General features: G+C 46.2%; 6 protein-coding genes and 1 pseudogene. All 7 read right to left on the minus strand.

The genetic code is table 11. The features are described from left to right. Nucleotide 1: 1 nt before the first annotated feature. The 7 genes and pseudogenes from QA442_RS18880 to QA442_RS18915 all read right to left on the minus strand — a co-directional run bounded on the left by QA442_RS18880 (nt 2) and on the right by QA442_RS18915 (nt 26,384). A pseudogene (locus tag QA442_RS18880) lies at nt 2-7,556 on the minus strand (type I polyketide synthase). Between the two features lie 17 nt (nt 7,557-7,573). Next, nucleotides 7,574-12,097 (minus strand): type I polyketide synthase, encoded by a 4,524-nt coding sequence (locus QA442_RS18890; protein WP_095432137.1) that lies wholly within the window; start codon nt 12,095-12,097, stop codon nt 7,574-7,576. Next, nucleotides 12,090-14,759, minus strand: coding sequence for a non-ribosomal peptide synthetase (locus tag QA442_RS18895; protein ID WP_095432136.1), 2,670 nt, complete (start codon nt 14,757-14,759; stop codon nt 12,090-12,092). The genes QA442_RS18890 and QA442_RS18895 overlap by 8 nt, the downstream gene beginning before the upstream one ends. 19 nt (nt 14,760-14,778) lie before the next feature. After that, nucleotides 14,779-23,877 carry a hybrid non-ribosomal peptide synthetase/type I polyketide synthase gene (locus tag QA442_RS18900; RefSeq protein WP_095432135.1) on the minus strand — a complete coding sequence of 3,033 codons (9,099 nt, stop codon included), beginning with the start codon at nt 23,875-23,877 and terminating at the stop codon, nt 14,779-14,781. A gap of 21 nt (nt 23,878-23,898) precedes the next feature. Further along, complete coding sequence (locus QA442_RS18905; RefSeq protein ID WP_095432134.1) at nt 23,899-25,041, minus strand: acyl-CoA dehydrogenase family protein; 1,143 nt, start codon at nt 25,039-25,041, stop codon at nt 23,899-23,901. Further along, nucleotides 25,028-25,297 carry an acyl carrier protein gene (locus QA442_RS18910; protein ID WP_003240117.1) on the minus strand — a complete coding sequence of 90 codons (270 nt, stop codon included), beginning with the start codon at nt 25,295-25,297 and terminating at the stop codon, nt 25,028-25,030. The genes QA442_RS18905 and QA442_RS18910 overlap by 14 nt, the downstream gene beginning before the upstream one ends. Nucleotides 25,298-25,322: 25 nt before the next feature. After that, nucleotides 25,323-26,384: an HAD-IIIC family phosphatase gene (locus QA442_RS18915; RefSeq protein WP_014663084.1), complete on the minus strand. Its 1,062-nt coding sequence runs from the start codon at nt 26,382-26,384 to the stop codon at nt 25,323-25,325. Between the last annotated feature and the right edge of the window lie 3 nt (nt 26,385-26,387).

Below are 26,387 nucleotides of genomic sequence, written 5' to 3' on the forward strand. Positions count from 1 at the left end.
TCTATTCGCCGCCTCTCAATCTTTTATCTCGCTGATTACGTATCCGCGTTTTTCTCCGTCCCTTGGATACAGCCGCCATTTCTTCCTTCTCCTCTTCACTTTCCTCTTGATCTGGACTGATAAATTGCGCTAGGGCAGCTACAGATGGGTATGTGAATAAAGTCACCACAGCCTCATTGGTTCCCAATTCTTTATTTAAACGATTTGTCACTTGTACAATATCTAACGAGCTGGCTCCCAAATCAAAAAAGTTATCATGTATGCCGACTTGCTCCAGGCCCATGAAATCTTGCCAAATGCCGCATATGACCTGCTCTGTTTTGTTGCGGGGAGCGACATACGGATTATTCAATTCCGGCCTGGTGTGTAAGGCGCCTGCCTTTTTCTCCTCTTTCGCTATGCTATCGGCATTCATGGATATCCATTGCTTCATTCTGTGTCCCAAATCACCCGTTGAAACTAATAAATGGCGATTGTTGATATCTGACAGCACATATTGAAATAGAGCTGCTCCTTCTTCAGGCAAAATGGCAAGTTCAGCAATAGATTCTCCGATAGTTGATTCAAGCTGGCCCCAGAAGTTCCATGCATCCCAATTCACGCAAACCCAAGGCGTTTTGCTGCGCTGATTCACCCTCGCCGCAAAAGCATCCATATAAATATTCGCTGCGGAGTACGCTGAGAAACCGAGACCTCCGAGCAAAGCACTAATCGATGAAAATAAGAAACAAAAATCTATATTTTCGTTTTCTAATAGAGATTCAAGCACTTTCAATCCTCTGACTTTAGACTGGAACTGGTCTTCTCCGCCTTCAATCGTTGCAGGTATATCTGTAATCGCCCTGAAAGACGAGCTCCCCGGAAGTCCGGCAGCGTGAAAGACACCGTTTAGCTCTCCAAACTCAGTATGAATTTTTCTCATAACAGCCTGCATATCCGACAGGCTTCCCGCATCTGCCTGAAGAGCTGTCACCTTTGCGCCTAACCGTTCCAATTCTTTTATTTTCAGAATCTTCACCGTAGTTGGATCATCATCCTCATGCTTCTCGCACCAGCTTTCCCACTGGCTGCGCTGCGGAAGTTCACTTCTTCCTGTCAGAATCAGACGGACGTTTCCTTCTTGTGCAAGCAGCTTTGATAACACAAATCCGATTCCGCCAAGCCCACCCGTAATAAGATAAACCCCTTTCGGGCGGATCATATTCGGCAAGCCAGACGCTTTATTTAACTGAACAGGCTGATACATCTGCACCCATCGGCGGCGGTTTCGGTATGCGATTATTTGATCCTCACCCGCAGCATCAGTTTCCGTCAGAATTTGGTCAATCAACTCCTCTTCTTTCCATGTCAATGTATCCGGTAAAGGAGGAATGTCGATATTCCAGCATTTCAAATGGTTATATTCCTGCGGGATGACTTTCAACGGCCCCAAAATGGTCGATTTTTCAGGATTGATTTGTTCTTCTCCAGTCACCTCATGAATCCCGCTTGTCAGCACAAACATGTTACATTCGTTCATTTGTTTTTGATTAGATGCCGCCTGTGCAGTATAAATCAAACTATAATAGCCGTTTTCACTGTACGTGCTGAACGTTTTATAGGATTCCTCTTGCTCCGAAACGCTCCATAGATGCATCACACAGTTTGGAAGAAGCCCGTCAGAAGCAAGTGAAGAAAATAAACGCTCATAATGTGTTCCATCAGATGGATTAATGACATACAATCCGCTGTTTATTTTTTTGAATTGCCGGTCTCTCGTGACAATTACGGTCTCATGTCCTTGATGGCGTATCGCTTGCACAAGCCGATCTCCAAAGGCTGTTCCTTCATGGAAAACAAGTGTTTTTCCGCTTTCAGCTGGCTGCTCTTTCTTTCGGCTGTCAGCGGACTTGATTTTCCTTTCCCATGACGGCAGATAGAACCATTGATCCATCGGTTTCTTTTTATTCCATGCATCAACTGCGGTGAAAGCAGCCGCATTGTCAGCCGCTTCTATCCAATAGCGTTTTTTCTCAAAAGGATAAGGCGGAAGCGATATCAGACGCTTAGGCTTACCACCGCCATACTGCCTCCAGTCAATTTCACATCCGCAGACCCAAAGCTGGCCTAATTTCTTTAAGAAATAGGAATGATCATGCGCTGGTTCCTGAACATGTCTGACGAGGTTGACAATGTCATGCTGGCTAGATCTCTTCTTGTGCCTTCTGGCAAATGTGCTTAATGTGCTGCCCGGCCCGACTTCTATTAACAGAACATTGTCATCACTCAAAATCTGTTCCAATCCTTCATGGAAGCGGACTGTGCCTCTTAAGTGCTGAGACCAATAAGCCGGGTCTGCTGCTTGTTCCGGTGTTATCCATGTTCCCGTTACATTCGAAACAAATGGAATCCGAGGGGTATTCATATCCTGTTGCTTTACAATCGCGGCAAAATCCTCAAGAATGGGCTCCATCATATAAGAATGAAAGGCGTGAGAAGTATGCAGCCGGCGGCCTGCAATGCCCTTTTCTTCAAGAAGAACCGCAAACGTCTCAATGTCTTCGCTTTTTCCGGATACTACGCATAAGTCATGAGCATTAACAGCCGCAAGTGACAAACTGTTCGTAAGCAGCGGCTCCAGCTCTTTCTCTGATAGCTGAACACTGATCATTGCCCCAGACTCCAGCTGCTGCATCAGCCTTCCCCGCTCCATTACGAGCGTTAAAGCCGCCTCTAATGAAAACACGCCTGACAGGCATGCAGCAGTGTATTCACCAATGCTGTGCCCAATCATGTAATCTGGTGAGATGCCTGCACTTTGCAGCAGCTTTGCGAGCGCGTATTCAAAGATGAACAGCAGCGGCTGTACAACAGCGGTCTCTGTCAGCTTCGCCCCATCATTTGATTCGGGGAAGACGATCGCCTTCAAATCAATTTGATGTGACCTCTGCACGAAGGCAAAACAGCGGTCCGCTTCACTCTGAAATACCGGTTCAGCTTCATATAAATCTTTCATCATATCGATATACTGAGAGCCTTGCCCTGAGAACATAAAAGCAGTCGGGCGCCCGCTGTGTTTTTGATAGGCTGTGAGCTCTGCACCGCTTTCCCATTCCGTTGATTTTGACAGCACGACCGATTTTCGGTATGAAAATTGTTTTCTGCCGACTTGTAAGGTGTATGCCACATCCTCTAACGGAACGTTCGGATGCGTTCGAAGAAACTCTTTCAATCGATTTGTCATCCGCTCTAAGGCTGTGTCTGTTTTTGCTGACAGTACTAGCAAATGCCGCTGGCTCTCGTCAGCTTCTCTGCCTGACTCCCGCTCTTCTTCCAGCACAATGTGCGCATTGGTTCCGCCTATTCCGAAGGAGCTGACACCCGCCCGCCTTGGATCAGCGGATTCCTTCCAGTATGTCGCTTCGGTATTGACATAAAATGGCGTCTGGTCAAAATGAATATGCGGATTAGGTGTTGTGTAATTCAAGCTTGGCAAAATGGTTTTATGTTTTAGCGATAAAACGGCCTTAATGAGTCCGGCAATCCCGGCAGCGCTGTTTAAATGTCCGACATTGCTTTTCACTGACCCAATTGGAATTGACATTGGCCTGTCACTTTTAAAAACCTGGTTCAGCGCTTCCATTTCGATTGGATCGCCCATTTTTGTACCGGTTCCGTGAGCTTCGATATACCCTACGGTGTTCGGATCAATCCCTGCATTCTCGTATGCATGTTTTAACACTTCGGCCTGGCCTTCTACACTCGGAGCGGTAAAACCGACTTTTCGGCTTCCGTCATTATTCATTCCGACCCCTTTTATGACCGCATAAATGGAGTGCCCTTCTTTAACGGCGTCCTCATATCTTTTTAAAACGACAATCCCCGCGCCATCGCCAAAAACGGTACCGCCTGCGTCCTCATCAAATGGACGGCAAAGCCCATCAGGTGATTGAATCATGCCATCCTGATAAACATAGCCTGACCTTAAAGGGGTGCTGACAGTTACGCCTCCAGCAAGCGCCGCGTCACATGCTCCGTTTTGCAGCGCTTGACATGCCGCTCCAATGTTGACTAAAGAAGTGGAGCAGGCTGTTTGCATTGTGATGCTTGGCCCATGCAGGTTTAATTTATAAGCAAGCTGGGTACTGAAAAATTCTCTGTCATTTAACAGCATGGAGCTAAACTGTTCAGTCCCATCCAGTTTCCCAGCGAAACGTGTAATCCATTCGAGGTTTGGACTTGTCCCAGTGTAGACGCCGATTTTCCCTGTTGTCCGCTCCGGGTCGCAGCCCGCATCTTCTAAGGCCTCCCAGGCACATTCATGTAAAAGCCTGAATTGCGGATCCATCAATTCCGCTTCTCTTGAGGAATATTGGAAAAAATCTGCATCAAACATATCAGAGTCCTTAATGATCCCCTTCGCTTTTACATAATCAGGATGCTTCAAGAGCTGATCATCAATGCCTGACGCTTTTAGTTCTTCATCCGTAAAGAAGCTGATAGATTCTTTGCCGTTTACGAGATTATTCCAAAACTCATCCAAATTGCCGGCTCCAGGAAAACGCCCTGCCATACCGATAATCGCGATATCAGTTCCCTGGCCGTTCGGACGGCTTTGCGACACCTTTTGATGCTGCGTCATTTCCAGCTGCCCGGCCTTCGTTTGAACCTGTTGATGAAGATGCTTCGCCAGGCTGCGAACTGCGGCAAATTGATAAAGTAGAACTGGTTCCACCTTCCAATTCAATTGATCTGTTACTTTTGCCGCTAATTGAGAGATATCAAGCGACGTAGCCCCCAGCTCAAAAAACGGTGCATCATCGTTAAGCTCATTGAATCCAAAATGCTTTATGACAATTTCTCTGATTGTCTTTTCAATAGCAGATAACGGCATTGCACGAAGCGGTTCTGCCGGCTGGTGAGGCTCATCTTCTTCAAGTTCAGCCGGTGCCAAGCCGTCAGGCAACGGGAAATGCTGCTTTGTAAAAGGGTAAGTCGGCAGAGCTAACCTTTTATTAAGCTGAGGTTCATGCAGGATACTGAAATCAACCTCAGACCCGAGACTCCACAACGCTCCGTATATATGTAACTTTAAAACGTCTGTGTGTCCTTGTGTGCCGAGTTCACCTGTCATGCCAATTGATTGGCGCTCTGTAAACACTGATGCCCCCTGATTCAAACGCAGGTCTATGCAAATAGCAGGTTCCTCCCGCAAACAAGACGAGATGTGTTCAAAAAACCGTATTGGCTTGCAGATTTGGCCGGCCCAATAACTGGCATCCGCTGCTCCGTCATCTGTTATCACTTTTCCAGTGACAGATGAAACGACTGGAATGTCTGGTGACTTCATGTCCAGCGTGCCAAGGAAGTGCATGAATTCTTGCGCTGCGTCAGCCAGCAGATCCGATTGATACGCAATATCCCCATCAAGTAACTCAGCAGCTATCCCTTCTTGTTCAAGCCGCTCCTTCAGCTGATAGACATCCTCTGGCAAACCGGAGACGGCACAATACCGCTCATCAATCAGCGCAAGGGATAATGATTTTTCTAAGTGTTGAACGATATCCGGCTCTGACAGGCTGACACCGAGCATTTTTCCTGCCGGCGACATGCTGATTAACTCTCCGCGTTTATATGCGGCTGCGGCCCCTTCTTCAAAGGAAAACATTCCTGCCGCACAGGCCGCCGTAAACTCCCCGAACCCCCGCCCGATAAAGCGGTCTGGTGTTATCTTAGGTGTGCTGTAAGAAACGGACTGCGGCGTATTCCATGATGAACGACAACAAATGGACCAATCCCAGGTTTTCCTCTTCCTGGTACGTTTCTGGAGCAGAAATACATGCTTTAAAGAAGCTGAGTACATCCTGCTGAAACGCATTTTGCACCTTTTCAAGACAAGCATCGACTTCTTTTTTGAACAGGCTTTCCGTGCGGTACAGCTGCGTATATCGGCCAAAGCCCTCTTGAACGTCTCCCGCAAATACAAACATGGTGCTGCTTGGAACAACCGCCGATTCTCTGATTTGTTTTTTACTCCGATGATCAGAAAGCTGATCAAGCAGATCCTTTTGATGTGAAGCTACAAAGGAGATTCTGTACTGGAATTGCTTTCTGCCAAGCTGTAGCGTACGGGCTATGGCTGGCAGCGGCGCTTCCGGGTTCCGGCGAAGAAAATCAGCCAATTGATCCATTGAACGGGTAAGCTCCTGCCTTGTTCTCGCAGAAAGAACAACAAGCTCAGGACCGCCGGCTGGCAATTCATCATTATGAGATGGGGGCTCTTCAAGGACAACGTGAGCATTCGCGCCGCCGATTCCAAAGGCGCTCACGCCGGCTCTTCTCGGCCCTTGCTGAGATTCCCATTCAGCCAGCTCTGTATTGACAAAAAACGGCGTGTTCTCAAACTTGATGCGCGGATTCGATTTTTGATAGTGAAAAGCGGGAGGCAGCATTTTATGATGGAGCATCATAACGGTTTTTATAAATCCCGCTACCCCCGAAGCGGCGTCCAAATGCCCGATATTCGCTTTGACAGAACCAATGCGGCAATATACTTTTTTATCTGTATTGAAAGCACGGGTCAGCGCCTCAATTTCAATCGGATCTCCAACAGGCGTTCCCGTCCCGTGAGCCTCAACATAACCAATGGTTTCCGGTTCCGTTTCCGCCATCTCCATAGCTGTGGCAATGACATTCGCCTGGCCTTCAGCACTGGGAGCCGTATACCCTGCCTTATTGTTTCCATCATTATTTATTGCCGAGCCCTTGATGACCGCATAAATCACATCACCGTCAGCTTGTGCGTCTTTCAATCGCTTTAACGCCACCACTCCGGCTCCTTCACCAAAAATGGTTCCGTTCGCCTTTTCGTCAAACGGACGGCAATGACCATCTGCTGAATAGATCATTCCTTCCTGATAAAGGTACCCAGATATATGCGGCAGGCTCAGGGTAACACCTCCGGCTAATGCAAGGTCACATTCTCCCCCAATTAAGCCCTGGCACGCCATATGTATCGCGACAAGAGAAGTCGAGCAAGCAGTTTGAACTGATACACTCGGCCCTTTCAAATTAAGTTTATAAGCGATTCGTGATGCAAACGACGAATCATTTAAATGCATGATTTGAAATGCGTCTTCATTCTTATGAAGAGAAGACATATGACGGCCCATCCAAGACAAATTGCTGGAAGCACCAGCATACAGCCCGATCAGCCCGTTAAACCGTTCAGCGTCACAGCCCGCATGCTCCAGCGCTTCCCAAGCGCATTCATGCATAAGCCTGATTTGCGGATCCATCAAGGCAGCTTCTCTCGGTGAATAGCCGAAAAACGCCGCGTCGAAGTCAGAAACGTCATCAATGATCGGCTTTGCTTTTACATATGCCTCTTGACCAAGCAACGTCTCATCAACCCCGGCTTCTTTTAATTCTTCATCGGTAAATTGAGTGACCGATTCTATTCCTTTTGAAATGTTGCTCCAATACTCATCAATATTTGCCGCGCCTGGAAACTTGCCCGCCATACCGACGACCGCTATTTCCAGTCCTGTTTCTGTCCATTGTTTCTCGTCAGCCATGGAAATCAGCCTCCCATCTATTTTCGTCTCATTCGCTGTTTTCGCCGGTTTTTCCCTTCATTTATGGCTTTTTGGCGATCTGGCTCTATTCCTTTTATGTGTAAGTCATCACCGCTTTGCTGTGCTTTGACGGCTTCGGTTAATGCTGCAACCGTCGGGTGGGCATACATCAACACAACCGGGATATCCACACCGAGCTCGTTTTTGATTCTCCCGCTCACCTGAAGCAGATCAAGTGAAGAGGCTCCTAATTCAAAGAAATTCATATTTACATCTGTCTCAGCATGAAAATAATCCTTAAAAATATTCATTAATCTTTCTTCAAGTGTATCCAAGCGGTCTTTTGTCAGCATATGCGCAGCGGTTTGTCTGTCCTCTTTCACATAGCTGTCTTTTATTCGTTTGTTTACGTCCTGCAGCGAAATCAGGACTTGCGGGTAGCGCAGCTGCAAAGCTCTCATAAATGCTTTCGCACCTTGAGCCGGCAGGATTCCTTGTTGCTCTCCCTTGTCCGCTATCTTCGAAAGAATGGCTGCCGTTTCTGATTCATATGCCATCCCTACTTGTTCCCAACGGTCCCAGTTAACCGACACCATGTTTTCGCCTTCTTTTCGGCATGCGTGAGCATAGCTGTCCAAGAATGCGTTTGATGCAGCGTAGCCGACTTGGCCCCCCGCTCCTAAAAATGAAACAAGAGAGGAACAAATGAAGAAGAAGTCCGGCTGTTTGTTTTTAAGCGCTTTTCTTAACAGAGCGGTTCCTGTTATTTTGGCTTTTGCCATCTGCCTCTCATCGTCTGGTGTCCTTGCGTGAATCACTTTGCCATCAGGAATGCCCGCTGCATGAATAACGCCGTGAATGGCTTGTCCAAAACGAGTTTCTGCCGTTTGCAAGGCTTTTTGAAGCTCTGCCTCATCTGAAATATCCGCCTGTAATACCAACACCTCGGCTCCAGCCTTCTCGAGCTCTTCAACAGCTTTGAGTTTTTTGATTGCATCGTCATTTGCTCTTAGTTTATCGGGCAGTCCTGTCCGGCTTAGCAGCACAAGCTTTGCTTGAACTGTTTCAGCTAAATGAGATGCAAGAGATAATCCGATCCCGCCAAGGCCGCCTGTAATGATATAAACTCCTTGATGCCTGAGATTGCCGGCCATATCTATCTCATTTTGCTTGCCCGGCTGCTTCGCCTGCCGAATCCATCTGCTGTTTCCGCGATAAGCCACAATAGGCTGATCATCCTCTTTTTTAAGTTCATAAGAAATCATTTCAGGCCAGTTTGATCGACCGTGCCGCGGGTCCGGACAAAGATCAACAGCTTTACAGCTGATCTGCTGATACTCTTGCGGAATGGTCAAACAGACTCCGGTCAGCGCAGCCTGATGAGGCTGAAGCTCCTCCATTCCCGTCACATCGTGAGCTTGATTGGTCACTACGGTCATGCTGAATCTTTTGTTGCTCTCTGTTCCAAGTAAACGGACAAGATCAAGGAGGGGAAGATAACCGGCTATTGTGCGCCCTGCAAGATCTCCATCACGACAATCACAGTCTTGCAGCCGCATCCAGATGATTTCATCAGGGATAAACCCCCTTGCATTCAGTTCATCCAGCAGCTTCCGGAAGTGGGCCGTATCCCGATGGTTTACCGTAAACGTGTTTTTATCCATTTCCGCAAAGCAATCACCTGGCAGGACAGACACGGCTTCCGCTTGCTGTTTTAGGAGATATTGGCTGACATCATTGTTTTCTTCAAAGACAAGTATCCTCTTTCCTTGATGAGTGAATGTCTCATTGGCTGGTTCCATTCGTTCCCAATGCGGAACGGAAAACCACTTATCAAAAGGAAGCTGTTCTTCACTGGAGGCAATGTTTAATTTCAATTCGTTTTTGATCTTTTCTTCCATGCCGCCCTGAGCTGGTTGCGGATCGGGAAATACTTGATGCTCAAAAGGATAAGTCGGAAGCGGGACCCTTTCATATGAGCCCCCCTGGCGAAAGTGCTCCCAGTTCATGTTTACACCATGCGTCCAAAGCCTGCCGATGCGGTTTAACAGATAGACACGATCAGACGATACTTCCTTTGGATGCCTGATGATATTAACCGCAGCATGTTGCTCCGCCATAAAACCCTCATGTTTTCTCACAAACTGCGTCAACGTGTTCCCTGGCCCGATCTCAACAAATACAACATTCCCCATTTGTAAAAGCGTGCTCAGCCCTGAATGAAAATCAACCTTTTCCGTGATTTGCGAAGCCCAGTATTTCGGATCTGCGGCCTGATCTGCTTGTATCCAATCGCCTGTCACATTTGAAATAAACGGAAGGTCTGGTGCTTGGAATTCTATCTCCTGCAGAATATCAGCAAAACGAGATGCTGCCGGCTTCATCATGCTTGAATGAAACGCATGGGACGTTTTTAAATGCTGAATGGCCACTCCTTTCGACTGAAGGCGCGCGGCAAAAGCATTGATTGGCTCCATAAGGCCTGATACAACCGATAAATCAGAGCTGTTTGAAGCCGATAGCTCAACCCCTTCTGTCAATTCCATTTCTGTCTCTACGCCGGGCAGTCTGACGCTCAACATTTCTCCCTCCGGCATTTCCTGCATCAATCGGCCTCTCATCACAACCATATGAAGAGCGTCTTCCAATGAACAAATGCCTGACAGACAGGCTGCCGTTAATTCCCCTATGCTGTGGCCAATCATGTATTGCGGTTTTAACCCCTTTTTGATTAAGAAGGACGCCAGCGCATATTCAAAAGAAAATAAAATAGGCTGCGTATACGAGGTTTCATGGATAAGCTGTTCAGCTTCCTCGCTTTCTGCCTCATTATTCGGAAACATAATGCTTCTAATATTGAGTCCTTCCTCAGCTTGCAGAATGTCAAAACAGCGGTGCAGCTCCTCCTGGAATATGGGTTCTTGTTCATACAATTGTTTCCCCATATTGACGTATTGAGAGCCTTGGCCGGAAAACATAAAGACAACGGCCGGCTTCTCCAGCGCTTTTGAAGTACTTGCCATATCGCTTGTTATCCCTAAAGGGCCAGCCGTAAACGCCTGACGATACTGAAAATGCCTGCGGCCCTCTTGCAGTGTGTATGAAACGTCTTGGAGCGGCACCTCTTCATTCTCTTTTATAAATCGCTTGACCTGATCCGCGGCCTTCATTGCCGCTTTTTCAGAACGGGCAGAAATAAGCATAAGGCAGTCTTCATGATCCTCTTGATGACGTCTTTCCTTCATCGGCGGCTCTTCCATCACAACATGAACATTCGTGCCGCCGATCCCAAAGGAACTGACGCCCGCTCGAAACACCCGGTCAGCTACTGTCCATTGCTTTGCGGATGTGCTGACATAAAAAGGACTGTTTTCAAAATCAATTTTAGGATTAGGCTTTTTGTAATGAAGGCTTGGCGGCAGAGTTCTCGCTTTGAGACTCAGCGCCGTTTTAATAAACCCCGCAATACCCGCGGCGGAATCCAAATGACCGATATTTGTTTTAACAGAGCCGATTGCGCAGTATTGCTTCTTTTCAGTTTGAAACGCTTGTGTAAGCGCCTCTATTTCAACCGGGTCTCCTAACGAGGTGCCCGTGCCGTGCGCTTCGACATAAGAAATACTTTCGGGCTCTACACGGCTGATGTTCAGCGCTTTTCTAATGACATCGGCCTGCCCTTCGATACTTGGCGCGGTGTAACCGACTTTACGGCTGCCGTCATTGTTATATGCGGAACCTTTAATGACAGCGTAAATATGATCTTGATCCTTCAGCGCCTGCTTTAAGGTTTTCAGCACTACAACACCGCAGCCCTCTCCCCCGACTGTCCCATTTGCTTCCGCGTCAAATGCGCGGCAGCGGCCGTCCGGCGACATAATCATTCCTTCTTGATACATATAGCCCTTTTTGTGGGGACAAGTCACCGTTACACCTCCGGCCAGCGCCATTTTGCAGTCGCCGGTAAGCAAAGCCCTGGACGCGAGATGCACTGCTGTCAGAGAAGATGAACAGGCTGTATCCACCGCGATACTCGGCCCTTTCAAATTTAATTTATAAGAAACTTGTGTATTCATAAAATCCTTGTCCGTCAACTGAACAGCAGCAAACTGTTCAGAAGAACTACTATTTCTCAGCAGCATTGAACTTGCCTGCCAGTACAAATTCGCAGACGCAGCGCCGAATAAGCCGATAGGCTGTGAATAGGTTTCGGGATTGTAGCCGGCGTTTTCAAGAGATTCCCACGCGACTTCATGAAACATGCGCACTTGCGGGTCCATTACCTCAGCTTCTCGCTGTGAGTAGCCGAAAAACGCCGCGTCAAAGTGGTCATGCCGGTCTACTTTTCCTTTGGCTCTGACATAATTCTCATGATCGAGCTGTTCTTTAGGCACACCGGCTTCCATAAGCTCTTCTTTTGAGAAAAATGTGATGGATTCCGTGCCCGTTTTCATATTCTCCCAAAACTCTTCAATATTTTTGGCTCCGGGGAAACGGCAAGCCATTCCGATAACCGCTATTTCTAAGCCTGTTGTTTTACTCATCAGAAATCCCGCCTAACAGTTGTGCGACATTTTCTAAATCTTCCGCTGCCTCTTCCTCACTTTCTGCATTTGCCTGACAACCCTCAGACTCCGCTTGCCGGCTGAGCTGGGCAGCAATTGCCGATACAGATGTATACTGAAACAGCTGAACAACAGACAGCTCTTGTCCAAACTGCTCTTTCAATTTGTTCGATAGTTCTACGATATGAAATGAGTTTCCGCCGATATCAAAGAAGTTATCTTCCATGCTGATATCAGATTCAGGTATATTCAGAATGCCGGCAAAAATGGAAACCAGCTTTTTTTCGGTTTCATTGTGCGGTTTTATGACCTGCTCGTCAGATTCAGGCTCTTCAAAGGGGTCTGGGAGTGCCTTGAGATCAAGCTTCCCTGACAGGTTCATTGGAAATGAGTCCACGCGGATGAATCGTCTCGGAATCATATAACCCGGCAGCTTTTCTCCTAAAAACCCTCTCATTTTTCGAGTTTTCAGTTTTTGATCGGAAATGAGATACGCCACAAGAAACGGATCATCTGATTCCTTTTGAACTGGAATAATCACCGCATCATGAACGATTTGTCCCGACTCCCGGTAATCAAGCAAGGCTTTTCTAATCTCATCAAGCTCTATTCTGAATCCTCTTATTTTTACTTGATCATCATACCTGCCAAAAAATTCGATGAAGCCGTCACTACGCCATCTCGCCAAGTCGCCGGTATGATAAAGCTTGCCGGCAGGAATATGCTGCGGTTCTGTAAATTTTTCTGCCGTCAGCTCTGGCTGACGGATATATCCTCTTGCCACCCCGTCTCCGGCAATGCACAGTTCTCCGTATACGCCGATGGGCACAGGCTGTCCGCAATGATCCAAAATATAAATCTGTTCATTCGGCATCGGCCTGCCAATCGGTACGACGGGTTCATTCCAAGAATCAGGTATGGTAAAAGCCGCTGATTGTACAGCGCATTCCGTCGGACCGTAATTATTTGTCATCACCGGCTTACCCGCACGAAACGTTTGTAAATACTGCTGAACCAATTGGGGCGGCAGCATTTCGCCGCCAGCCATTATTAACTTCAATTCGTCAACGTGATGCGGCTCTTTCTCAGCGGCTTTGATCATGAGGCGCAAATGAGAAGGTGTCGCATCTGAAATATGAATGCGGTTCTCCTCATAAAAAGACCACAGCTGCTTTCCATCCATCCTTGCATGATCTGGCGCAATATATAAGGTGTGTCCAAGAAGCACTGCCGGAAATATCGTTTGCACGGATGCGTCAAAAATATGTGAAGCAAGCATGCCGATACGGAGGTGCTCTTGTGAAAATGGCTGAAAAAGAAGGCTGTCTATGCCATATACTAAATTGATGACTTGACGATGCTCCACCATCACGCCTTTCGGTTTTCCTGTTGTCCCTGATGTATACAACACATAAGCGAGATTTTCAGCAGACGGCAGGCGCCCATGCCCCGCCGCCCCTTCAAATTTCATCATTTCCTCTATACATAAGCTTTTTTGATTCACAGCAGAAGTGCCATAACCCTTGTTCGTGATCACAAACCGCGACCCGCTGTTTGTCAGCATATAATCCATCCGTTCGGACGGCATATTTACATCTATCGGCAAATAAGGACAACCTGCTTTCAATATGCCTAATATGCCGATAACCATTTCTGCCGAGCGATGAACCATCAGCCCCACAGGCTCCTCATGACAAACGCCTTCTTTTGTCAAAAAAGCAGCAATCCGATCTGACAATTCATCAGCCTCACCGTATGTGAAGCTGACATCTTCATACACGATTGCAGGCTGATCAGGTTTGAGAGCTGCCTGTTCTTTGAAGAGATCGACAATCGATTTTTCCTTCGGGTATGGTTGATTTGTGTGATTAAATGTCGTGATGACTCTCTCTCTCTCCTCATGAGAAAGTAACTGCAGCTCAGAGACCAGAGTCTCAGGCGCCGACAAAGCCTGATCTGCCAGCATGCAAAAATGGCCGGCTATCCGTTCAGCAGTATCGAATGTGTAATGCTTCAAATTCCAGCTCAGCTTTCCAGTCAATCTCCCTTCATCACACTGAATGGAGAAAAATAGATTCGTGTCCAGCGCTTTCAATGACACCGGCTGCTGAAGATCATTCACAGCAAGGGAAATGCCGAAGTGGGGCTCCCCTTTTTTATGCAAAGGATGAAGCTCATCCAATAGGATTTTCACAGGATAATTTTGATGGGCATACACTTCTTGAAAAGCTTGTTTCACATGCTCTAGACAGTCTCTGAAACTCATAGAAGGATTGATTTTCACCAGCAGCGGAAGAAGATCATTGATCACCGGCTGTGTTCCCCGCTGTCTCAACACAGGGGCCGACGCCATGATATCCGTTCTTCCATCGTACCTGTGCAGCAATGTGACTGCCGCAGTCATCAAGATCATAAACATACGCAAATCTGAAGCTCCGGATGCCTTTAAGATGGCCTTTTCCAGCTGAGCCGGGAATGAAAAAGGTATTGAAGCTTCTTCATCGTTTTGATCAAGAAGCTGTGAATCATAAGGAAAACGGCAGTCCGACGGGATTTGAGTTAATACAGAAGTCCAATATTGCCGCTCCTTCACTTTTTCAAGAGCTGCGGTTTTCAATTGAAAGACATCGGTTTGGTTCATTGTTATTCACCTATTTCTGCTAGATTTTCAGATCGTCTAGTTCCAGCAACGATACCTTTTCTAAATCATTGATGCCTGAAGTCAGGTCAATATCCTTGAGAGCAGTTTGCTTACAATCAATTACGGATGACAGCACCTTTTTAATCCCTTTCGCAATGCCTTCAATCGTTTCTCTTGTAAACAGCTCAGTGCTGTATTCAATGACAGAAGATAAACCGTTTTCGTCTTCTGAAGCGATCCAAAGCAAATCAAACCGGGAAACCGCTGTTTCATATTCATAGTCGGTTAGTGTGATCCCGTCTACCTCTAAAGAAGGCTGGCTTAGATTTTGCAGAGCAAAAACGGTATCAAAAATATGATTCCTATTTAACGTCCTATCTAACTTCAAGTCTTGAACCATATGTTCATACTGATAATCTTGATGATCAAAGTCATCAATCACCAGCTGCTTGACATGGTGCAGGAATTGAGTGAACGTCATCTCTTTTTTCGGATAAAACCGAAGCGGAAGCATGTTAACGAAGATACCGATGATCCGCTGCAGCTCCTCCTGCCTTCTCCCCGCAACCGGAACGCCGACTACAATGTCGGACTGTCCAGTGAGCTTGTGCAGCAGGACTTGATAGATTGATAAAAGTCCCATAAACAGCGTGGCGTCTTCATCGGCCATAATGGCTTTAAACGCCTCAAGCTCTTTTTTGCTTACATCAAAACGATAATGGGCGCCGGCAAAGCTTTTGACATCAGGTCTCCGGTAATCAGCCGGCAGCTGAAGCTCACGGAAGCCGTCAAGCCGTTTCAGCCAATATGTTTTCACCTCATTCAGGTCATCAGACTGAAGCATCTGATTCTGCCATTCTGAGAAATCTTTATATTGCAGTTCAAGCGGTGCAAGCTCTTTGCCGTCATATAGATCCATAAACTCGCTGACCAAGATATCCTGAGATAGACCGTCAGAAATAATATGGTGCATATCGAGCATCAGAATATACTCGTTTTCAGAGTTCTTCATTACACCAGCTCTCATCAAGGGTGCCTGATCAAGCTGGAACGGCTTTAAAAAGCTGTTGATGACTTCTTGTTCTTTTTCGTTTTGCCCTTCCTGGCCTGCCAAATGGGATAGGTCAAAAAAGTCTGCATGAAATTCCGCATGCTCAGCTATGCACTGCATAGGAACACCGTCTATTGCTTTAAAGGATGTTCTTAAACTCTCATGACGATGAATCAATTGCCGGAACGCATTCTCCAGCCTTTGCATATCGAGCTTTCCTGCAATCCGGCCGGCAGTGAACTCATTGTAGCCAGTGCTTGTTTGATCTAATTGCTGAACAAGATAAAGCCGTTTTTGCGCTGAGGACAGCGGATAATAATCCTGTTTTTCAGCTTTTTCTATCTTTCTGTAAATCTTCTTGTCGGCTTGGCTGATAAATTCGGACATCTGCCTGATCGTCGGAATGTTAAAGAAATCCGGCAGCGCAATTTCCACATTGAACGCTTGATGAATAATGGAAATGAAAGTAATCGCCTTTAAAGAATCACCGCCCATCTCAAAGAAATCATCGTCTATGCCGATTTGATCAATTTTGAAAAATGACTGCCAATGAACAAGGAGTTCTTTCTCCATATCAGTTACTGGTTCAACATATTCAGCGGTAAGCTCTGGCCGCCCATACAGCGAAACGTCCTCTTCTTGCTGTTCATCGCTAGGCTGGTGCAGACGATTCACATATTTTTGTATCCTCTCCTGCAGATCCGTGGCAGACACGACAATCTGATCCATATGATCAAATGTGAAAATTCTCTCGAAAACCTCTCTGCCCTCATGCGCACGAATCAGGGTATTTTCTAAATCCCCTCCGACTGGAATATCCGGTCTTTTGCCGTCTTCAAATTCCCAGCCGTCTAAATTTAGGGCTGTCCACTGAACAGGATGCTGCGCATTATGTTGATATACAAAGGCATCAACAAAATGGTTAACTGCAGTATAGGCGGTAAATCCAAGTCCTCCCAATATCGGAGACAAGGACGAAATCAAAAAGCAGAAATCAAGCGGCCGATCGTCCAACACTTTTTCTAATACCGCAACGCCCGTCATTTTTGCTTGAATGTGAGCATTCGAAAAACTTCTATCCGTTTGCTCCATCATCCTGAATGATTGTTCGCCTGTTATTCCAGCTGCATAAATTACGCCATGTATGGAGCCGTACTTAAGTTCAGCCGCATGAACCAGTTCAAACATATCCGCTTCACAGCTTGCATCCGCAGCAACAGCAATAACTTCCGCGCCTGTTTGTTCTATTTCATATATTGATTTTATTTTTTTAACAGTTGGATCATCCTCAGCATGCGTGCTGATTAAGGACTCCCATTCACTCCGCGGCGGAAGGCCGGAACGGCTTGTCAGAATAAGTTTTCCTTTTGTTTTCTCAGCAATGGTTTTTGCAGCATGTAAACCGATGAAGCCCAGCCCGCCAATCAGAATATATACGCCTCCGGGACGAAGGTGCCCTTGCGATGATTCTGCAGGCACTGCTTTGTGAATAAAATTCCTGGTGTACCTTTTATTATTTCTGTAAACCGTTAGGAGATTGCCTGATTCGGTCATCAGCTCAGATCTGATGAGTCCCAGCAGCTTGTCTTCTTTCCAGGAATCTTCTTTCTGTCTGTCTATATCAATCACTCGATAGCGAAGGAACGGTGTTTCCTGAGATATGACCATACTCGGCCCCAGATGTACGGCTTTCTCTGGATATAACGTTTCTTCTCCGCCAAGCTGATACGTAAGGGACGATAATACAAAGATCGAAATTTCCTGGTTTGTTCCTTTCTTTTTCAATGCTTGCCCTAAGTAAAGCAACGAGTAATAGGATTCGTTTTGCATCTGCTCAATCCACTCGGCAGCAGAGGTTTCATTCTTCTCTGCCAGCCCCCAGAGGTGCAAAATCCGGCTGTACTGAATCTTTTCCTTCTCCAACACTTCAAAGAGATGGCAGTAATCTTCCGCAGAGTCTGGGCGAAGTGTGTACACTCCTTTTTCAACCTGCTGAAAGTTATGCCCTTTTTTAACGATGACACAAGAAGCACAGGCAGATTGCAGCCCCTGAATAAGCTTATGTGAAAAATCGCCATCCTCCATGAAGACAAGCAAACGTTGTTCCGCCGCTTCAATCTCTCGGGAAATTGGCAGGATTTCTTTTTCCCATTGCGGCAGATAAAACCACTCCTGAAGCGGGAGCTTTCCTCCGGAATGTTTATTGCCTTTTCCGCTGGCAGTATGCTTCCGTTTGGGCCAGAAGGATTCCTTTTCAAAAGGATATTGCGGCATAGTAATTTTTTCAGGATTTCTGCCCTCATGCAGCCCGCGCCAATCAATGACTGCGCCATACATCCACAGCGTGCCAATTCTGCTGAGTAAAAATTGGACATCCGACATATTCTGCCTGCTGTGTTTCAGCACATTGCAAACATGCTGGCGCATCTCATCGTTAATCGATCTCTTCACCAGCACACTTAAATCTTGTCCCGGGCCGATTTCGATAAAAATAGCATGCTCCTGCTTCGTTAACACGCCAATCCCCTCAGCAAAACGAACAGTCTCAGTCATGTGCCGCTTCCAATAGTCATAGTCCGCAGCTTCTTCATCCGCTATCCAGTCTCCCGTTAAATTCGAGAAGAAGGGAACACCCGGTTTTTGATAAGAAATGTGCTTAGCCGTGTTTCCAAATCGTTCAGCGGCGGAAGCCATGACGTGCGAGTGGGCAGCAATTGAGCCTTTTACTCTCATGCAAAGCACTTTTTTTGCTTTTAACTGTTCTTCAAACGCTGAAATGTCAGACTCAAGCCCCGACACAATGCAAGAAGCGTCATTCACAACAGCCAATGAAATGCAATCGGGAAGAATCGCTTTCAGTTCTTCCTCTGGCATTGGCACGCTTAACATGATGCCTGACGGCGCTTCGTGCATCGCTTGTCCACGCAAGCTGATCAGCTTGATGGCATCACTGAGCGTAAACACTCCAGATACCGCGGCAGCCGTTAGTTCACCAAAGCTGTAGCCGATCATAGCCCATGGCCGCAGCCCCCACTTCATCAATAAAAGTGACAGCGCATATTCCAGCATAAAAATAGCCGGCTGGGCATATTTCGTCTCTTGAAGCTTTATCGCGGCAGCGTCTTCATCCTGCTGATCAGGGTATAGAATATTCTCAAGCCTCTCACCAGTCGCTTCATAGAATTCTTGAAAACAGTGATCCATCGTCTCTTTGAAAAACGGCTCCTCCGTGTATAAATCCCTGCCCATGTTCACGTATTGACTGCCTTGGCCTGTGAACATGAAGATCAATTTTTTCTCCTTTTTTTCCTGAAACCGCGACATTCGACTGAGTCCCCTGTCCTTTTTCTCGGAAAGCAGTCGGATGACATCCTGCCTGTCCTTTGCCACAAACATTTGCCTATAATCAAAGTGCTGTCTTCCGGCCTGAAGTGTATAGGCGGCGTCTGCTGCATTAAGTTCAGAGTTCCTTTCCATGTGTTCGAGCAAAAGGTCTTTCGTTTTCTCTAAAGCATTCATCGTTTTTGCTGAAAGAGGAAACAGCTGATACGAACGCGTATGTTTTTCACGTTCACTGACAGGCGCTTCCTCCAGAATCACATGGGCATTTGTGCCGCCCATACCGAATGAGCTCACGCCTGCACGTCTCGGAGCATTTGTTTTCTTCCACTTCCGGAGCGTGTCATTGACAAGGAAAGGACTGTTTTCAAAATCAATATTCGGATTTGCTTCTTTAAAATGAAGACTAGGCACAAGTTGTTGATGCTTCAGAGAAAGAACTGTTTTAATGAGACCCGCCGCGCCTGCCGCAGCATCAAGGTGTCCGATATTCGTTTTTACGGAACCGATCCGACAAAACGCGGTTTTATTCGTTTGAAACGCTTTGGTTAAGGCCTCAATTTCAATTGGATCTCCGAGAGCCGTACCTGTCCCGTGGGTTTCCACATAGCTGATGGTTTCCGGCTCAATCCCCGCATCAGCAATCGCCTCTCTTATAACCTCTGTCTGGCCTTCCACACTCGGCGCATTAAAGCCTACCTTTTGGTCACCGTCATTGTTGACCGCAGATCCTTTTACAACCGCGTATATCCTATCGCCGTCAGCCAACGCGCGGCTCAACGATTTCACTGCGACAAATCCGACTCCGTCGCCTCCTACAGTGCCTTTCGCGTCTTTATCAAAGGCTCGGCAATGGCCGTCTGGCGATTTCACCATATTCTCTTGATAGATGTAGCCTGACTTAACCGGATGGAGAATGGATACACCGCCTGCGAGAGCCACATCAGATTCTCCATTCAGCACTGATTTGCAAGCCAAATGCAGCGCGACCAAGGAGGTTGAACAAGCGGTCTGCAAGGTAATGGCTGGACCTTTCAGATTAAGTTTATGAGCAACCCGCGTGCTGATTGTATAAGTATCATTTAAAGAGCCGATTTCAAACAGCTCTGACATCCTGCCGTCTAATGAGTCAGCGAAATGCTGGAGCCATTGAAAATTTGAGGTTGTTCCTGTAAACAAACCGATTTTCCCTTCATATTCAGCAGAAACACACCCTGCGTCCTCCAGCGTTTTCCATACATACTCATGAAGAAGGCGGATTTGCGGGTCCATGACCTCTGCCTGCCCCGGTGAATAGCCAAAGAAAGAGGCATCAAATAAATCAGGGCCATCGATGATTCCTTTCGCCCTTACATAATCACCTCTTGTAAATGTTTGTTCATCAATGCCCGCCGCAAACAGCTCTTCATCAGTGAAAAAAGAGATGGATTCCTTGCCGTTTTTTAGATTATGCCAAAATTCATCTATGTTTTTAGCGCCGGGGAAACGCCCCGCCATCCCGATGATGGCGATGCTGTCATTTGAAGGAGCCTTCCTTTTTGATATGAATGGTGCTTTCTTTTTTGATTGCCCTTCATCCTGGCCTGATAAGAATTCAGCAAGCAACTGAACTGTTGGACGGCGGAACATCTCAACCATCGGAATACTTTTTCCCGTTTCCTTAGAAAGCTGCTGATTGACTTGGATCAAATGCAGGGAAGTGCCGCCGATTTCAAAAAATTTATCGTGAACATTGATGCTGTCTTGACCAAGTACACGTTTCCAAACCTCCAGCACCACCTTTTCTGTTTCAGAAGCGGGGGCCTCCGCAAGCACCTTCCGTTTTGTCTCTGCGGCAAGCTCGGGCAGTGCTTTTTTATCTAATTTTCCATTGGCCGTCAGCGGCATCTCATCCATCACAATAAATCGGGATGGAATCATATATTCAGGCAAATGACGGCGCAGGTATTCACGCAGTTGCTTTTCATCAATCGTCTCATCAGTGAAAAGATAAGCAGCCAGGCACGGTGTCTGGGACGCGTCCTTCTTCACGACAGCCGCCGCCCCTTTGATCCGTCCGTACCGGCAGAGCCAATGTTCAATCTCCCCGCTCTCAATCCGATAGCCCCGAAGTTTGATTTGGTCATCATTTCTGCCTAAAAATTGAATGGTTCCATCTGGTAAAAAGCGGGCTGCGTCTCCTGTTTTATACATTTTTTCTCCGGGCTTAAAAGGATGCGCCACAAATCGCTCTGCCGTCAGTTCCTTCCGGCCTAAGTAGCCTTCTGCTACTCCTTTTCCGGCAATATAGAGTTCTCCCGCTGCTCCTCGGGGCAGCAGATTCATATGTGAATCAAGAATGTATATATCAGTATGTGCTGCAGGCCGGCCGATCGGCACATACAGATCCTTATCCATTTCAGATGAGTAGCGGTGAATCATGCAGCCGACTACCGTTTCCGTCGGTCCGTATTCGTTAAAAATTTCAATTTTCCCATCGAAGTTTTGTTCAATTTTCGCCGCAAGGGAGGTTTCTAATTGCTCTCCCCCCAGTATCAGGCACTTCATGACACTGTCCTGAAACGGCATCTCGGAAATGAAATGAAGATGGGACGGCGTTAACTTCATAACATGGGCCCGATTATCTTTCAGTATTTGTTCCACAAGAAGCTGCTTGTTTTTATCCTGGTATACAATAATTGCGTTTCCGGTTATAAGCGGGGTAAAGATAGAAGTTACTGTTAAATCAAAAGATAAAGACGTATAAAGGGCAAAATCTCTTTTATGGCCTCTTACATATTGCTCGGCGGCCCAGGAAACATAATTTTCAAGACCCAGATGCTTAACAAGCACCCCTTTTGGCCTGCCTGTTGTTCCAGAGGTATATATGCAATACGCAATGTCTTGCGAACCGTATTGTTTCACCAGATTGCTGTCGTTTCCTTGGTAAAGGTTCTGATCGGTAATATCTATTTTCACACCGTCGTACGAGTAAACCAGCCCATCGATATCCTCTGTCAGCAGCAGGTTTATCCCGCTGTCCTGAAGAAGATATTCAATTCTTTCCGCCGGATAATCGGGATCAACCGGAACATAAGCGCCGCCCGCTTTTAATACAGCGAGACAAGCGATCACCATTTCAATTGAATGTTCTGTTAAAATACCGACTCTTTGTGCAGGTCTGACTCCCTGACCTTCTAAAAAACGGGCGAGCTGATTCACTTTTTTATTTAATTGATCATAGGTCAGGGATTCCGAGCGAAACTCCACAGCAAGAGCGTCCGGCGTCTTTGCTGTCTGCCGCTCAAACAAATCAATAACAGTCTGATGTTCGTTGCCGGACATACCTTTATAGTTGCAAAACTCTTCAAGCTGATAATGCACTTCATCTTCGGAAAGCATATTCAAGCGGTGCACAGATCTGTCTGCCGGATTGTCAATCACTTCCGATAACAGGTTGAGAAAATGATCCCCAAGCTGCTTCACTTGAAGAGCAGACATAGCACCAGGATTGTAGATAAAAGAAAAATGAATATGTTCATCAAAAGCTTGTACACTCAATGTCAAATCAAACTCAGTTTGCTCAAACATGTCATATTGTTCGATTGAAAGAGGAAGACTGTTTGACTTAAGCATTTGATCAAGCGGATAATTTTCAATCACGACAATCGTGTCAAATAATGACTGCTCAGCCGTCAGACCCGCATATGTTTTTAAATCAGACAGCGGTGTATGTTCATATTCACTTCTTTTGGCAATCTGCTCATGCGCAAGCTGAATCACATCTAAAGGCGTGGATTGAGGCGCAAAGCGAAGACGAAGCGGAATGGTGTTAATAAACAGCCCCGTCATTTGTTCTATTCCCGGTACATCCGCGCTTCTTCCTGAAACGGTTGTCCCGAACACCACTTCTTCTTGATCAGAATACTTCTTTAGCAGCAGCCCCCACACACTATATAAAATGGAAGCAAGCGTAACTTGCCGTTCAGCAGCGAGTGAGCGCAGAGCCTTTCCTGCTGAAACCGGAAGCTGTATCTCATGTTTAGAAAAAATAGCATTTCGCTTCCCTGGCCTTTCTGTATTCGGCAGCAATTGCACAGGCTCCCAGTCTTTCAATAACCCTTTCCAAAATGACGCCTGGCTGTCTTTTGTTTTACGCTGCTGTTCCTGCTGCCATTTCACAAATCCTTGATATGACGGTTTTTGAGAAACAACAGGTGTTTGACCCATGGATAACGCTTGATATGACTCCATCCACTCTTTGAGGACAATCCCCATGCTCCAGCCGTCCATCAAGATATGATGAAAGCTGATCATCATCCAGATCCCGTTTTCTTCTGTTTGATAAAGTGTGACACGAAAAGGGACTTCCTGAAGCTGAAACGGCTCTTTCCGATCACGGGCCGCAAGCTCCTCCTTCAGCTTATCCTGAGAAATCCCTTTCTCGAACGGGATGCTCTGATAACGGATATCTATATTATGATGCTTTAATATCACTTGAATTGGCTTAGCTGTTTCCTTCCACCTAAACACCGTCCGCAGCATTTCATTTTGCTGAACCGTTTGCTGCCATGCTTTTTCAAAAAGATCACGGGCTGGTTCACTCTCTAGTTTTATCAGCATTTGTTCAAAATAGGCATTGCCTTCCGGCTCCATTAAATGATGAAAAAGCAGACCTTCCTGAATGGTTGTCAGTCCGAGAATGTTGGCTATGTTATTTTTATCTATTTTCTTCATTTGCTCACTCACAGAATCCTCTCCATCCTCTGCCTATATATGTTTGACAAAATATCGTCTCAATCCATAATTCGCTATAACTTGCTGCTGAATTTGAGATGTTCCTTCAATGATCTCCAATACTTTGGCTTCTCTGTACAGGCGGGCTGCTGAATGATCTCTGCTGAAGCCGCTTCCTCCATGGATTTGCACATTTGAATTGGTAATCTCAACAGCAACCTTTGAAGTGAAATATTTCGCGACAGACGTTTCTGTCACGGCCTCTGGATCTTGTTTCATCCGCATTTCGCCGGCTTTCATGCATAAGGCGCGGGCTGCATGTAGCTGTGTTACGGCATCACCGATCATTCCTTTAATCATTTGATGTTTGTAGAGCTTCTCTCCGAATTGGCTTCTCTTCCGTGAGTATGTGACTAAAGAATCGACGGCTTCCTGTGCAATCGCCAATCCGGCCCATGCCACACTGTATCTGCCATGATCCAAAGCCAAGTTAACGATGTAATTAAAACCGCCCCCGATGGGCCCTAATATTTGGTCATCAGAAACCTCGACGCTGTCAAACTCTATTTCCGCAAGATAAGAAGCTCTATTGGCCATCATGCCTTCCATTTTTTTTACCGTTACTCCGCTCCGGCGGCTGTCTACAATAAAGGCTGTAACCACTTCTCCATCCCGGGCTATAACCAGAAAAAAGTCAGCAATGGCGCCAAAGGAAATCCATTTTTTTCTGCCGTTGATGACATAGCTGCTTCCGTTTTTTGTATACGATGTTTCAATGTGGTTTGCGTCTGAACCAATGTTTGGTTCAGACAATGCAAACGCTCCGATTTTCTCTCCTTTTCCGATGGGGACAAGCCATTCTTCTTTTTGGCGCTCTGTACCGTACCGCAGCAGAGATTCACCGACTAACGAATTTACAGTCAAAAGGGTTCGAATATTACAGCACGCTTTTCCTGCTTGTTCAGTAAACAAACCGTACTCGACAGGGTTCAATCCCAATCCGTGATAAACTTCCGGAATACCCGCAGCAAAATAAGATTTGCTCCCTAACTCTTTTATTAATTCTGCCGGGATGCATTCCTTCTCATCAAACTCGCCTGCAAAAGGTCTGATTTTTTCATCGCAGTAACCCCGGAAATCTTGAATGATGTCGGCTTTCATCTCAGCTGTTTTCATTAGCAAGCGCTCCGTTCTGTTTCTTTTCAATTAGGCTGACGATACGGTTCACTGTGCTGAAGTTGGCAATATCTAAATCTTCGTTATCAAGCTGAAACCCAAAGTTTTGCTCAAGAAATGTTACAAGCTTCATCGCAAATAAAGAATTTACAAATCCCATTTCAAAAATGTGATCATCATTGGTTAATTCGATTTCATCGTCAAAGACCACCAAATTTTGTTCAATATATTCTCTAATTTGTTCATGAAGATTCATCTATTTGCTCTCCCCGCTATTTAGATTAATTGCTGCTTCCCGCAACAGGTGATTGGCTGAATTCCGTTTTGACCTCGACATACGCAGGATATGGCTGAATCTGGCTCAGGTCATTTTCAAATAGAATGTAGCCGTCCGGTCCCTTCGTATGTTCTTTGAAATTGGCAAATTTATAGGTGATATACATGACTCTGTTGCGATCTGTTTGTTTAAAATCGGCAAACAGTTTTTTCCCTTTTTGTTTCGCTTCATTTAAAATAGCTGTCAGTAATATGGTACCGACACCGCGGGACATAACCCGGCATGACATTAAAAGAAGATTAATATGCCATTCATCTCCCTTTTCTTCTATTAAAGAGAGTCCGATCTTTCCATAAGAGCCGTACTTGTCCTCAAGTTCGCAGACTAGCAGCATATGAGAGTCTGATTCTCGGAAATAATTTAATTCCTGATAATCGTATGTTTTTCCGCTTGCATTCAGCTGGTTTGTACGCACCGTAAGCTCTTCCGCCCGCTGCAAGTCGCTTTCTTGCGCATGGCTGATCGTAAACTTCATATTCAGAGTGGCAAGAAATTGTTCGGACGGTCCTTCAAACTGCTCTTCATCCTCTTTTCTGCGATCATCCTCCAGATACATCTGCCGGCGTCTTTTGGCATCCTCTGTTACGAATGCAGGCTTCAGCAACGGGTCGACGATTAGATCCTTATACCGAACGGCATCCCAGCACGAAATCTCCGGATGGGCATTTTTCACTTCTTCCCTTTCAAACGCTTGGTCGTCAATAAAGAGAAGCGTATCCTTATGAATATTGAGGTTTTTGCTGATTTTTTCCAAAGAGACCGATTTGGCATTCCAGCTGATTTCCGGATATAAAAAGAAATGGTCTATTCCAAATTCCTTTAATTTTTCCATAGCAGCAGCTTCGTCATTTCTGCTGGCGACAGACAGCAATATGCCGCGTTCATCAAGCTCAGTCAGAATCTCTTTGATATGTTCCTTCAGCTTTACATCATCTGATTCAAGCAGAATACCATCCCATAGCGTATGATCTAAATCCCAGACAACACACTTAACTCCCTTTTTCAATGG

Source organism: Bacillus stercoris (assembly GCF_029772985.1).
Lineage (GTDB): Bacteria > Bacillota > Bacilli > Bacillales > Bacillaceae > Bacillus > Bacillus stercoris.